This is a genomic window from Luteimonas dalianensis (genome assembly GCF_049339425.1).
GTDB lineage: Bacteria > Pseudomonadota > Gammaproteobacteria > Xanthomonadales > Xanthomonadaceae > Luteimonas > Luteimonas dalianensis.
Genome location: NZ_JBMPPO010000008.1, coordinates 100,749 through 112,780 on the forward strand (window position 1 = coordinate 100,749; position 12,032 = coordinate 112,780).

At 68.5% G+C, this 12,032-nt stretch carries 12 protein-coding genes; 7 read left to right on the forward strand and 5 right to left on the reverse strand.

The annotated features are described in order from the left end of the window. Positions 1–12 precede the first annotated feature (12 nt). Genes ACOZ90_RS12600 through ACOZ90_RS12610 form a run of 3 tightly spaced genes read right to left on the reverse strand, consistent with a single transcriptional unit; the run spans position 13 to position 1,452 of the window. A complete protein-coding gene (locus ACOZ90_RS12600; protein WP_422893998.1) occupies positions 13–324 on the reverse strand; it encodes a DUF3301 domain-containing protein in 312 nt (103 codons plus the stop codon). Continuing rightward, positions 312–1,178, reverse strand: a complete 867-nt coding sequence (nadC, locus tag ACOZ90_RS12605) for a carboxylating nicotinate-nucleotide diphosphorylase (RefSeq protein ID WP_422893999.1) — start codon at positions 1,176–1,178, stop codon at positions 312–314. Before nadC ends, ACOZ90_RS12600 begins: the two co-directional genes overlap by 13 nt. 4 nt (positions 1,179–1,182) lie before the next feature. Next, positions 1,183–1,452 carry a Trm112 family protein gene (locus tag ACOZ90_RS12610; protein WP_422894000.1) on the reverse strand — a complete coding sequence of 90 codons (270 nt, stop codon included), beginning with the start codon at positions 1,450–1,452 and terminating at the stop codon, positions 1,183–1,185. Between the two features lie 162 nt (positions 1,453–1,614). Between ACOZ90_RS12610 and purE the strand changes: the two genes are divergently transcribed. Both purE and ACOZ90_RS12620 read left to right on the forward strand, forming a co-directional pair. Continuing rightward, on the forward strand, positions 1,615–2,139 hold the full coding sequence (gene purE / locus ACOZ90_RS12615; protein ID WP_422894001.1) for a 5-(carboxyamino)imidazole ribonucleotide mutase: 525 nt from the start codon (positions 1,615–1,617) through the stop codon (positions 2,137–2,139). Next, the gene (locus tag ACOZ90_RS12620; RefSeq protein WP_422894002.1) at positions 2,136–3,284 is read left to right on the forward strand and encodes a 5-(carboxyamino)imidazole ribonucleotide synthase; all 1,149 of its coding nucleotides are present in this window, start codon (positions 2,136–2,138) and stop codon (positions 3,282–3,284) included. The genes purE and ACOZ90_RS12620 overlap by 4 nt, the downstream gene beginning before the upstream one ends. A gap of 43 nt (positions 3,285–3,327) precedes the next feature. Here ACOZ90_RS12620 and ACOZ90_RS12625 read toward each other — a convergent pair whose 3' ends face one another. After that, a complete protein-coding gene (locus tag ACOZ90_RS12625; protein ID WP_422894003.1) occupies positions 3,328–3,912 on the reverse strand; it encodes a Fe-Mn family superoxide dismutase in 585 nt (194 codons plus the stop codon). 139 nt (positions 3,913–4,051) lie between these two features. Between ACOZ90_RS12625 and grxD the strand changes: the two genes are divergently transcribed. The 4 genes from grxD to ppnN all read left to right on the forward strand — a co-directional run bounded on the left by grxD (position 4,052) and on the right by ppnN (position 10,244). Beyond that, positions 4,052–4,372 (forward strand): Grx4 family monothiol glutaredoxin, encoded by a 321-nt coding sequence (grxD, locus tag ACOZ90_RS12630; RefSeq protein ID WP_422894004.1) that lies wholly within the window; start codon positions 4,052–4,054, stop codon positions 4,370–4,372. Next, positions 4,369–5,148, forward strand: coding sequence for an SDR family NAD(P)-dependent oxidoreductase (locus ACOZ90_RS12635; RefSeq protein WP_422894005.1), 780 nt, complete (start codon positions 4,369–4,371; stop codon positions 5,146–5,148). Before grxD ends, ACOZ90_RS12635 begins: the two co-directional genes overlap by 4 nt. Before the next feature lie 284 nt (positions 5,149–5,432). Beyond that, entirely contained in the window at positions 5,433–8,735 is a 3,303-nt protein-coding gene (locus ACOZ90_RS12640) for a TonB-dependent receptor (RefSeq protein ID WP_422894006.1), read from the forward strand. 117 nt (positions 8,736–8,852) lie between these two features. Next, the gene (gene ppnN, locus ACOZ90_RS12645; RefSeq protein WP_422894007.1) at positions 8,853–10,244 is read left to right on the forward strand and encodes a nucleotide 5'-monophosphate nucleosidase PpnN; all 1,392 of its coding nucleotides are present in this window, start codon (positions 8,853–8,855) and stop codon (positions 10,242–10,244) included. Positions 10,245–10,272: 28 nt separating this feature from the next. Here the strand turns inward: ppnN and ACOZ90_RS12650 are convergent, their stop codons facing one another. Next, on the reverse strand, positions 10,273–11,304 hold the full coding sequence (locus ACOZ90_RS12650; protein WP_422894008.1) for a sensor histidine kinase: 1,032 nt from the start codon (positions 11,302–11,304) through the stop codon (positions 10,273–10,275). A 120-nt stretch (positions 11,305–11,424) separates the two neighbouring features. Between ACOZ90_RS12650 and ACOZ90_RS12655 the strand changes: the two genes are divergently transcribed. Then, positions 11,425–12,030 (forward strand): GspH/FimT family pseudopilin, encoded by a 606-nt coding sequence (locus ACOZ90_RS12655; protein ID WP_422894009.1) that lies wholly within the window; start codon positions 11,425–11,427, stop codon positions 12,028–12,030. Positions 12,031–12,032 lie beyond the last annotated feature (2 nt).

A 12,032-nucleotide genomic window follows, 5' to 3' on the forward strand; every position in this document is an offset into this window, starting at 1 on the left:
CATGGCGCGCTCCTACCGGGGCGGGGCGACCGGGCCGGTAAAGGACACCAGCTGCCGGCCCAGCAGCACCATGCGGCCGACGTGGCGGTGGACGCCGTCGTCCGACCAGTGGAACCGGAAGCCGTACTCCAGCCCCAGCCGCCCGTCGGGCCGGCGCCGCAGCCGCAGTCGATCCGCGTGCACGCTGTCGTCCAGCAGCTGCACACCGGCGCGCCGGCAGGCGTCGCGGCCCAGCTCCGTCGCACGCTCGGCGGCCGCCCGCGACGCGCTCCAGAACGCGAACCCGGCCGCAGCCAGGATCATCATGAGGGTCAGGCCGGACATGGCCCCAGTTTCATCGACAGGTCGACCGCGCGCACGTGCTTGGTCAGCGCGCCGATGGAGATGAAGTCCACGCCGTCCGCCGCCACCGCGCCGACGCTGTCCAGGTCGACGCTGCCGGAGACCTCCAGCGGGATCCGGCCGTGGAAGGGCGCGCCGGTGGCGATATGCACCGCTTCGCGGCGATCGGCTGCGGTGAAGTCGTCGATCAGGATCCGGTCACAGCCGGTTTCCAGGGCTTCGCGCAGTTCGGCCAGCGTTTCCACCTCGACGATCAGTGGCAGGCCGGGGCTGGTCTCGCGCGCGCCCTGGATCGCGGCGGCAACCGAGCCGGCCACCCGCACGTGGTTTTCCTTGAGCATCACCGCGTCGAACAGGCCGATGCGGTGGTTGGCCCCGCCGCCCGCGCGCACGGCGTACTTCTGCGCCAGGCGCAGGCCGGGCAGGGTCTTGCGGGTGTCGAGGATGCGTGCCTTCGTGCCGCGCACCGCGTCGACGTAGGCGGCGGTGACGGTGGCGGTGCCGCTCAGGGTCTGCAGGAAGTTGAGCGCGGTGCGCTCGGCGGTGACCAGGGCGCGCGAACGCCCCTGCAGGGTGGCCAGCACGGTGCCGGCGGGGACGCGCTCGCCCTCGGCCACGCGCCAGTCGATGCGCACGTCCGGATCCAGCGCCTGGTGGCAGGCGTCGAACCACGGCCGGCCGCACACCACCGCGTCTTCCTTGCACAGCAGGTACGCGCTCTCGGGCCCGTCGGGCAGCAGGGCGGCGGTGACGTCGCCCGTGCCCAGGTCTTCGTCCAGCGCGCGGGCCACGTCGGCCTCGATCACCGCCTGCGGCGGCGGCACCGGCTTGTCCATCGCGTCAGGCCTCCGGGAAGCCTTCGACCTGGGTGGTGGCGATGGCCTCGTCGGCCAGCAGCACCGGGATGCCGTCGTCGATGCGGTAGACGCGCTGGCGGTCGCGCGAGACCAGGGCCTCGCGCACCGGCGCCGTTTCCGGGGTGCCGTCGGCGCGGGTCACGCCGCCGGCGGTGATCGCCGCGTTGAGCGATTCGAGCCCGCGCTTTTCAAGCAGCGACAGCGGCAGGCGGGTGGCCGGGCAAACGAGGATGTCGAGCAGCTTGCGATCCATGGAAATACTTCGGCTGGTGATCGTGAAAGCCTATCACTTGCCCCGCCCAACAGGGCTGCCTCTCCCCTGGTGTAGGAGCACGCCATGCGCGCTCCTACATCGGGAGTGGGGTTGCGGGAGGGCAATCCCGGCTAGAATGGTTCTTTGCCGACGGGAGCCCGCATGTCCTCCACGCCAGCCGATCCAGCAGCACGCGCCGACACGCCGCTCGTGGGCGTGGTCATGGGTTCGCGTTCGGACTGGGACACCATGCAGCACGCGGTGGAGAAGCTCGAAGCGCTGGGCGTGCCGCATGAGGTGCGCGTGGTGTCCGCGCACAGGACGCCTGACGTGATGTTCGAATACGCCGCCAGCGCCGCGCAGCGCGGCCTGCGGGCGATCATCGCCGGGGCCGGCGGCGCGGCCCACCTGCCGGGCATGATCGCGGCCAAGACTTCGGTGCCGGTGCTGGGCGTGCCGGTGCAGTCCAGGGCGCTCAATGGCATGGACTCGCTGCTGTCGATCGTGCAGATGCCGGCCGGGGTGCCGGTGGCCACCTTCGCCATCGGTACGGCGGGCGCGGCCAACGCGGCGCTGTTCGCGGCGGCCATGCTCGCTCCTTCGGACGCAGGCATCGCGCGGGCGCTGGAAGACTTCCGCCTGCGCCAGACCGAAACGGTCGCCGCCGGCGACGACCCGCGCCGATGACCACCGTCGGCATCCTCGGGGGCGGGCAGCTGGCCCGCATGCTGGCGCTTTCCGGCGCGCCGCTGGGGCTGCGCTTCCAGGTGCTGGATCCGTCCGCCGACGCCTGCGCCGGACACGTCGCGCCGCTGCTGTCGGGCGGCTATGGCGACCGCGCGGTGCTGGACGAGTTCGCTGCGCGGGTGGACGTGGCCACGTTCGATTTCGAGAACGTGCCGGCCGACGCCGCGCGGCACCTGGCCGCATCGGTGCCGGTGCTGCCCAACCCGGCCGCGCTGGCCGCCGCCCAGGATCGGCTGGTCGAGAAAACCCTGTTCCGCAGGCTGGGCATCCCGGTGCCGGCGTTCGAGGACGTGGCCTCGCGCGAAGGCCTGGACGCGGCCATCGCCAGCGTGGGCACGCCCTGCATCCTCAAGACGCGCCGCCTGGGCTACGACGGCAAGGGCCAGTTCCGCATCCGCGAGCCGGGCGATGCCGACGCCGCCTGGCAGGCGCTGGGCGCGCAGGCGCAGTCGGTGGGGCTGATCCTGGAGGCCTTCGTGCCGTTCGAGCGCGAGCTGAGCGTGGTGGCGGTGCGCGGTCGCGACGGCGAATTCCGCACCTGGCCGCTGACCTGGAACTGGCACGCGGACGGCGTGCTGTCGGCCAGCCTCGCGCCGGCGCCCGGGGTGGATCCGGCGCTGGCCGAAGCCGCTTCCGCCCACGCGCGGCGGCTGGCCGAGGAGCTGGATTACGTGGGGGTGTTCGCGCTGGAGCTGTTCTGCCGCGGCGGCGAGCTGCTGGCCAACGAAATGGCCCCGCGGGTGCACAACTCCGGGCACTGGACGATCGAAGGCGCGCAGACCTCGCAGTTCGAGAACCACCTGCGCGCGGTGCTCGGCCTGCCGCTCGGCGCCACCGACGCCATCGGCCACGCCTGCATGCTCAACTGGATCGGCGAGATGCCCGATCCGGGCCCGGTGCTGCGCGAAGCCGGCGGCCACTGGCACGACTACGGCAAGCAGGCCCGCCCGGGCCGCAAGGTCGGCCACGCCACCGTGCGCGCCGACACGGCCGAGGCCCTGGGCGGCGCACTTGAACGCATCGGCCGGGCCCTCGACCGGCAGGACCAGGCCGCCCCGGTTCTGGAAGCACTTCGCCGCCTGTAGGAGCGCGCATGGCGCGCTCCTACACCAGGCAGGGGGATTGCGGTCAGGCCATCCGGGCGGCAACCGCGTCCCAGTCCACCAGGTTCCATAACGCATCCAGGTACTTGCCGCGGTCGCCGCGGTAGTCCAGCAGGTACGCGTGCTCCCACAGGCTGCAGGCCAGCAGGGCCCGATCCGGGCCGGTCAGGGGCGTGACCGAGTGCGGGGTGACGGCGATCGCCAGGCGGCCGTCGGGACGCTGCAGCAGCCACGCCCAGCCCGGGCCGAAGCCGCGCAGCGCCGCCTGCCTGAAGCGATCCCGGAACCCGTCCACGCTGCCGAACCCGGCGGCCAGCGCCTCGGCCAGGTTGCCCTCCGGCTCCCCGCCGCCGCCGGCCGCCGCGGGCTTCAGTCCGTTCCAGTACAGCGCGGTGGCCCATGCCTGGGCCGCGCTCTCCGCCATCGTCCCCTGCGCCTTGCGGACGATCTCCTCCAGCGCCATCCCGGCGAACGGCGTGTCCGCGGCCAGCGCGTCCAGCCGCTCCACGTGCGCGCGCTGGGCGTCGCGGTGCAGATCCACCGCCTCGCCGGACAGGTGCGGCTCCAGGGCGGTGCGGTCGTAGGGCAGGTCGGGCAGTTCGAAGGCCATCGTTCGCCGGATCCGGGGTGGGTCGCAGGCGGGCCTGCGCGCGGGTGAGGGATTACAATGGCGCGATTGTAGCCCCCGTGCCAGAACCCCCATACCAAAGCCCGTCCCCGCAGCGGCGGCCGGCCTTCAGGAGTCCCCGATGTCAGTGATGCAGAAGATCCAGGATGAAGTGGCGGCCCAGCCGATCGTCCTGTTCATGAAGGGAACCCCGAAGTTCCCCATGTGCGGCTTCTCCGCTCGCACCGTGCAGGCACTGCAGGAGGCCGGAGTGGAGAACCTGCACACGGTCAACGTGCTCGAAGACCCGGAAATCCGCGCCAACCTGCCACGCTACTCCAACTGGCCGACCTTCCCCCAGCTGTTCATCCACGGCGAGCTGATCGGCGGCTGCGACATCACCCTGGAGCTCCACGAGTCCGGCGAACTGGCCCGGATGGTGGCCGAGACCGCAAAGGCGTGAGCACGCACGAAGCGGCCCGCGCGCCGGAAGCAGGGCAGGGGCAGGGCGCACTCGCAGGCCGGGTGGTGCTGGTGGCCGGCGCCCACGGCGGGCTGGGCCGCGAGGCCTCGCTGGCCTGCGCCGCGGCCGGCGCGCAGCTGGTGCTGCTGGGCCGCAAGGTGCCCAGGCTCAAGCGCCTGGACGATGCCGTGGCCCGCGCCGGCGGCCAGGCGGTGCTCTATCCGATGGATCTGGAAGGCGCCGGCCCCGATGACTACGCGCAGATGGCCGGGCGCATCCACGCCGCCTTCGGCCGCCTGGACGGCGTGCTCCACTGCGCCGCCGACTTTCCCGGCCTGACCCCGCTCGAACACTCCGATCCGGCCGCCTTCGCCCGCGCCATCCACGTCAACCTGACCGCGCGCTGGTGGCTCACCCAGGCCTGCCTGCCGCTGCTGCGCCAGGCCGCCGATTCGGCCGTGGTCTTCGCCATCGACGACCCGGCGCGCACCTCGCAGGCGTACTGGGGCGGCTACGGCGTCGCCCAGGCCGGGCAGGAGGCGCTGGTGTCGATGCTGCATGCCGAACTGGCCACCACCCCGGTGCGGGTCAGCGCGCTGCGCCCGGAGCCGATGCGCACCGGCGTGCGCGCCAAGGCCTACGTGGAGCGCGAAGAGCTGGCCGCCGCCGACCCGACCGACATCGCGCCCGCCTGCGTGCACCTGCTCTCACCCGCCGGCGCAGCGCAGCGCGGCAAGATCTGGGACGGAAAACGGCAGGCGCGCGGGGCCGATTGACCGCAACCAGGCACGCTTCCGTACGCCCCCGCATCCCGGCGCGACAACAACTTACGGGCAAAGGTTCAAAACAGGTCGAAACACCGAGTCCGCTCAGTGGCTTACGCGCGCCGGAATCTGTCATATTCCTGTCATCCAGCGTCGCTAACGTGTTAATCTGTCGTTAACCGCATCGGCCGGCCCTGCCCGCTTGTCCACCGGTTCACCCCCAATCCGCAGTTCCCCCAATTGCCGCGCCGGAATGCGCGGCGCCATCCACGTACGTACGTATCGAGGCCATTGAAATGACCCACAAGCACCGCGTCCGACTTTCGAAACTGTCGCTCGGTCTGATCGTCGCGCTTGCCGCGGCTCCCTCTTTCGCGCAGAGCACCTCCGCCGGTGTCGGCGGCGTCGTGACGGGCCCGGACGGCCAGCCGGTCACCGGCGCCGAAGTCACCATCGTCCACGTCGAGTCGGGCACGGTCAGCCGCGTCACCACCGACGAGAGCGGCCGCTACAACGCCCGCGGCCTGCGCGTGGGTGGCCCGTACACCATCAACGTCACCAAGTCGGGTGAGGGCACCACCACCGAGGACAACGTCTACCTGACGCTGAACCAGGTGAACCAGGTGGACGCCGCCCTGAGTGGCGACATCACCACCCTGGGTGCGGTCGTCGCGACCGGGACGATGATCGGCTCGGACGTCTTCAGCGCCAACAAGATGGGTGCCGGCACCAGCGTCAGCAACGCCGAGATCGAGGCGCTGCCGTCGATCCAGCGCAGCATCCAGGACTACATGCGCCTGGATCCGCGCCTAGCCCAGACCGACAAGGGCCGCGGCGAGATCTCGGCCGGTGGCCAGAACACCCGCTTCAACGCCATCCGCATCGACGGCGTGAGCACCAACGACCCGTTCGGCCTGGAAGCCAACAACCTGCCGACCATGCGCCAGCCGGTGTCGATGGACGCCATCGAGGCGATCGACATCGACCTGTCCAACTACGACGTGACCATCGCCGGCGGCACCGGCGCGGTGGTCAACGCCGTGACCAAGTCGGGCACCAACGAGTTCAGCGGTTCGGCGTACTACGTCTACCGCGACCAGGACTGGGTGCGTGACAACGAAGACGGCACACCGTTCGGCGGCTTCATCGACGAGGAAACCTACGGCGCCACCTTCGGCGGCCCGATCATCAAGGACAAGCTGTTCTTCTTCCTCAACTACGAGAACTTCACCCGCAGCGCGCCCGGCCCGTCGTATGGCCCGGCCGGCAGCTCGGCTTCCAACATCGTCAACGGCATCTCGCTGGACGACATCGCCGAGGCCCGTCGCATCGCCCAGGAACGCTACGGCGTGGACATCGGCGAGTACTCGGTTCCGGAAGGCCTGGAAACCACGTTCGAAGAGTACGCGGCGAAGATCGACTGGAACATCAGCGACGCCCACCGCTTCTCGCTGCGCTACAACAAGACCGAGCAGGTGGATGCCAACCTGCCGGGCCTGGGCAGCAGCAGCGTTTCGCTCAACAGCTACTGGTACGACCACAACAAGGAATTCGAGAGCACCGTGGCCCAGCTGTTCAGCGACTGGGGCCCGAACTTCTCCACCGAGTTCAAGCTGTCGCAGCGCGACTACACCGCCATCCGCAATCCGCTCAGCCCCACCCGCATGCCGCAGATCGGCATCGGCTTCGGCTCGGGCAACGACCCTGACCAGCCCGGCTCGCCGTACCTGAACTTCGGCACCGAGGTGTTCTCGCACATCAACCACGTCGAAACCGAGCAGACCAGCGCGTTCGGTGCCGGCACCTGGTACCTGGGCGACCACACCCTGAAGTTCGGCTTCGAGTACGAGCAGAACGACATCTTCAACCTGTTCGGCCGCGACCTGTTCGGCTCGTACAACTTCGCCAGCCTCGACCATTTCCGCGATGGCCAGTACTGGCAGTACAGCTCGCGGCGTCCGCTGCCGGGCCAGCCGTTCGAGAGCATCGCCGCCGACTTCGGCCATGACAACCTGGCGTTCTTCATCCAGGACACCTGGGCGGTCAACTACAACCTGACCCTGAATGCCGGCCTGCGCGTCGACATCCCGAAGATCGATGACAAGCCGGCCAAGAACGACCTGATCGAGCGCATCTTCGGCCTCGACAACACCGTCACCATCGACGGCCAGGAGCTGTGGCAGCCGCGCTTCGGCTTCAACTACACCTTCGACACCGAGCGCCCGACCCAGCTGCGCGGTGGCGTGGGCCTGTTCCAGGGCGCCGCGGCCAACGTGTGGATCGGCAACTCGTTCCAGAACGCCGGCTTCACCCCGCAGATCTACGGCCTGAACGTGGGCAACCAGGGCCAGCTGGATCGCGCGGGCGTGGGCTCGCGCGAGGAGGCGTGGGCGCAGTATCCGTTCACCCCGAACCCCGACAACCAGCCGATCATCCCGGGTGGCCAGCAGATGGTCGTGGCCCTGATGGATCCGGACCTCAAGCAGCCCTCCACCTGGAAGGCCAACCTGGCGTTCGACCATGAGCTGCCGTGGCACGGCATCGTGGCTTCGGCCGAGTACCTGATGACGCAGACCAAGACCGGACTGCACTACGAGATCCTGGGCATGGGCGATCCGACCGCGATCGGCCCGGACGGCCGCCAGATCTTCTACTGCGATCCCTCCGGCGCCACCGGCGGCACCCGCTGCAACGGTGCCGACCTGATCAACAACCTGCGCGACGCCGACGGCAACCTGCCGGCCGACCTGGCCCAGTTCGACAGCATCACCGGCTGGGGTTCGGACAACGTGATCTACCTGCGTCCGACCAACAAGGGCAAGACGCACCAGCTGACCCTGAGCCTGCAGAAGCCGCTGTACGAGAACTGGGGCTGGATGATCGGCTACACCCGTACCTCGGCGCAGGACGTGAACCCGCTGACCTCGTCGCAGGCGCACTCGAACTGGGACGGCCGCATGCTGCTGAACCCGAACGAGCCGATCGCCTACACCTCCAACTACGAGATCCGCGACCGCTTCAGCGGCACGCTGACCTGGCAGAAGGCGTTCTTCGGCGACTACAAGACCTCGGTGGCCCTGTTCTACGAAGGCCGCTCCGGGCGTCCGTACAGCTGGACGTTCCAGAACGATGCCAACGGTGACAACGAGACCAACGACCTGTTCTTCGTGCCCAACCCGGGTGACGTGGTGTTCACCGGCGGCGCGGAGATGGAGAACGCGTTCTACCAGTGGCTGTCCGAGCACCCGGAGCTGGCCCGCTACCAGGGCGGCGTGGCACCGCGCAACAGCGCCCGCAGCTCGTGGGTCAACACCTTCGACATCCGCGTGAGCCAGGAGCTTCCGGGCTTCTTCAGCGGCCACAAGACCGAGGTGTGGCTGGACATCATGAACGTGGGCAACATGATCGACAAGGACTGGGGGCAGATCAACGAGATCGGCTTCCCGCACGGTCGCCGCGTTGCCTACATGCGTGGTCTGAACGACGCCGGCCAGTACATCTACGAGTTCGACGAGGGTGACGTGTTCACCGAGCGCCTGTACGACAACACCGGGCAGTCGCGCTGGGCCCTGCAGCTGGGCATCCGCTACAAGTTCTGATCCAGAACTGCTGCGTTACCAGGAACGGCCGGGCTTGCCCCGGCCGTTTCCTTTTGTGCCCGGGCGCGGCAAATGCCGTAAAGTCCCAGCCCGGACAAAACGACAAGAAAAAGCCATATGACGCAAGCAGCACAGGCACCGAAGGCGGTGCCGGTACAGAACGCCCGCATCTACCCCCACGGCGGGCTCGACATCCTTTCGCACAAGGAGGTGGCCCGGCTCAGGGACGCCTCCCAGGGCGGGCTGCAGGAACTGCTGCGCCGCTGCGCCCTGGCCGTGCTCACCAGCGGCAGCGCCAGCGACGACCCGCGCGCCGCCCAGGAGCTCTACCCGAGCTTCAACATCGAGGTCGAGCAGCACGACCGCGGCCTGCGCCTGGACCTGACCGACGCGCCGGCCATGGCCTTCGTCGACGGCCAGATCATCCAGGGCATCGCCGAGCTGCTGTTCGCCGTGGTGCGCGACCTGGCCTGGACTGCGATCGAGCGCGGCGACGACGACTGCGCGCAGCCGCCCACCACTTCGCCCGGCATCACCGACGAGGTCTTCGGCCTGCTGCGCAACGCCCGCGTGCTGCAGCCCGGCGACCCCAACCTCATCGTCTGCTGGGGCGGCCACTCCATCAGCCGCAACGAGTACGACTACTCCAAGCTGGTGGGCTACGAGCTGGGCCTGCGCGGCTTCGACATCTGCACCGGCTGCGGCCCCGGCGCCATGAAGGGTCCGATGAAGGGTGCCAACGTGGCCCATGCCAAACAGCGGCGCTACAAATCGCGATACATCGGGATCACGGAGCCTGGAATCATCGCCGCCGAATCGCCCAATCCGATCGTCAACCACCTGGTGATCATGCCGGACATCGAGAAGCGCCTGGAGGCCTTCCTGCGCACCGGCCACGGCATCATCGTGTTCCCGGGTGGCGTCGGTACCGCCGAGGAGATCCTGTACCTGCTGGGCCTGCTGCTGCAGGAGAGCAACAAGGGTCTTGCGATGCCGGTCATCTTCACCGGACCGACTTCCGCGGCGCCGTACTTCCAGCAGATCGACCAGTTCATCCGCCTGACCCTGGGCGACGAGGCCGCCGGGCTGTACGAGATCATCATCGATGACCCGGAGCAGGTCGCCCGCAGCATGTACCAGGGCGTGCGCCAGGTGCGCCAGCGCCGCATCGAGCGCAAGGACTCGTTCTTCTTCAACTGGTCGCTGGACATCCCGCTGGAGTTCCAGCAGCCCTTCATTCCCACCCACGAAGCCATGGCCGGCCTGGATCTGCACCACGGCCGCAAGCCCTACGCTCTGGCCGCGGACCTGCGCCGGGCGTTCTCCGGCATCGTGGCGGGCAACGTCAAGGAAGACGGCATGCGGCGGGTGGAGGAGCATGGCCCCTTCAAGATCCATGGCGACAAGGACATGATGGAGGCTCTGGACGCACTGCTGCGGGCGTTTGTCGCCCAGCGGCGGATGAAGATCTCGGGGCAGTACCAGCCTTGCTATGAGGTTGTGACCTGACCTGGCCGGCCAGCAAGCGCCGCCCGGCTCAACCGGGCGGCGTGATCGGAAGGCTGATGGCCGCTACATAGCGGCCATTTTCCATTGTCGTCGTCAGGGAGCCATGGCCGCCGGTCATCGCCTCGATCCGGCTCGCGACAGAGGGCAGCCCCACCCCATGGCCGTTTGCCGGTTTCTGCGCGGGATCGCGGGGAAGGTCATTGTGCACTGAAATCCTGACCTCCTCCGCAGACTGCTCGATGTGGATGACGATCAGGCCGCCTTCCACGCGCGCCTCGACGCCATGGCGCACCGCGTTCTCCACCAGGGGCTGGATGGACAGGGCAGGTACGTCAATTACGGGGAGCTGCCGCGGAAGCTCCCGCTGCACCTGCAATCGCTCACCCAGTCGCAGGCGCTCGATTTCGAGATAGCGCTCAACAAGATCCAGTTCCTCCTGCAGGGGGATGAACCTGGGGCCGGCGAGTGCACTCCGGAACAGGTCGGAAAGATCGAGGAGGACCCGTTCCGCATCATCCGGACGCTGATGCACCAACGCGATTGCGGTGTTGAGGCTGTTGAACAGAAAGTGGGGATGCGTCCGGGCTTGCAATGCTTCGAGCTCCGCCTGCTTTGCCCTGACTGCAGCCTGGCGGGCCCGCCAATGGTTGTGGAACGCGGCGAGGCCAAGTACGCCGACCGCAATGACAATGCCGGTCACACGCAGCAGTGGATCAGGCCCGCCTGCTCCATCACCCAGTAGGGCGGGAGCGATGAAGCCCTGTGCGGTGCCGATGACCGCCCAGGTCCATATGAGCATGAGCAGCAGGGAAATCGAGGCCACGCCGTGGGGAGGCAGGCGGGCGATGGATCCGCGCAGCACGAACAGGGTGCCCAAGGTGAGCAGGATGACCCACTGGATGACGAAGATGGCGAGCCCAAAGAGCACCAGACGGTTGCCTTCCACCCCCGGAGACAGGGCCAGTACCAGCGCCAGGCAGGCGCCAGCCAGCAGCGACCACACGATGGCCGGGGCCTGCCACAGAACATCCAGGGGGCCGGTGGTAGGGCGGTGATCCATTGGGGAATGATAGGTCTGGTTGACCGCTTAGGGGCGATTCATGGCCACCCGTCGGTACATGCTGGATTTTGCCCTCCACGATCCTTAGCTTGCAGCATGGACTTATGCCGGGGAGGGCACATGTCGATCGCAGGTTGCAGAGTGAAGGGGCCGTGCCCATCCGCCCGACGGTCGCGCGGCTTCACCCTGATCGAACTCATGGTCACTCTTGCCGTGCTGGCGATTCTTGCGGCGCTGGCCGCACCCAGTTTCAGCAATCTCATCAACTCCAATCGCCTGATCGGAGCGGCCAATGACGTTGTCGCGGGCCTCCAGCTGGCGCGGCTGGAAGCCGTGCGCCGCGGGCAGAGCGTGGTCGTCTGCCCTTCAACAGACGGCAGCAGCTGCGCTGGCAGCGACTGGTCGCGGATGATCGTGTTTTCCGATCGGAATGGAAACCGGCAGGTCGACGCTCCGGCCGATGTGGTGATCCGCGACATTGTGTTGGCTGGCTCGGGTCTTGTGATCAAGGCTAGCCCGAACGTGACCGCACAGAACTGGATCCGCTTTTCTCCGGACGGTTTCGCATGGGTGGGCAATCAGCGCCAGGGTGGCCTGGGCGTGTGCAGCAGCAAACTGCCGCCGGAACGCAACACCCGCGACGTGCATGTGGCCGTCAGCCGGGTGTCCGTCAGCGAACGAGCCGGCACCTCCGACTGTGCGGCACCTGCCAACAGCGCCTCGTGACC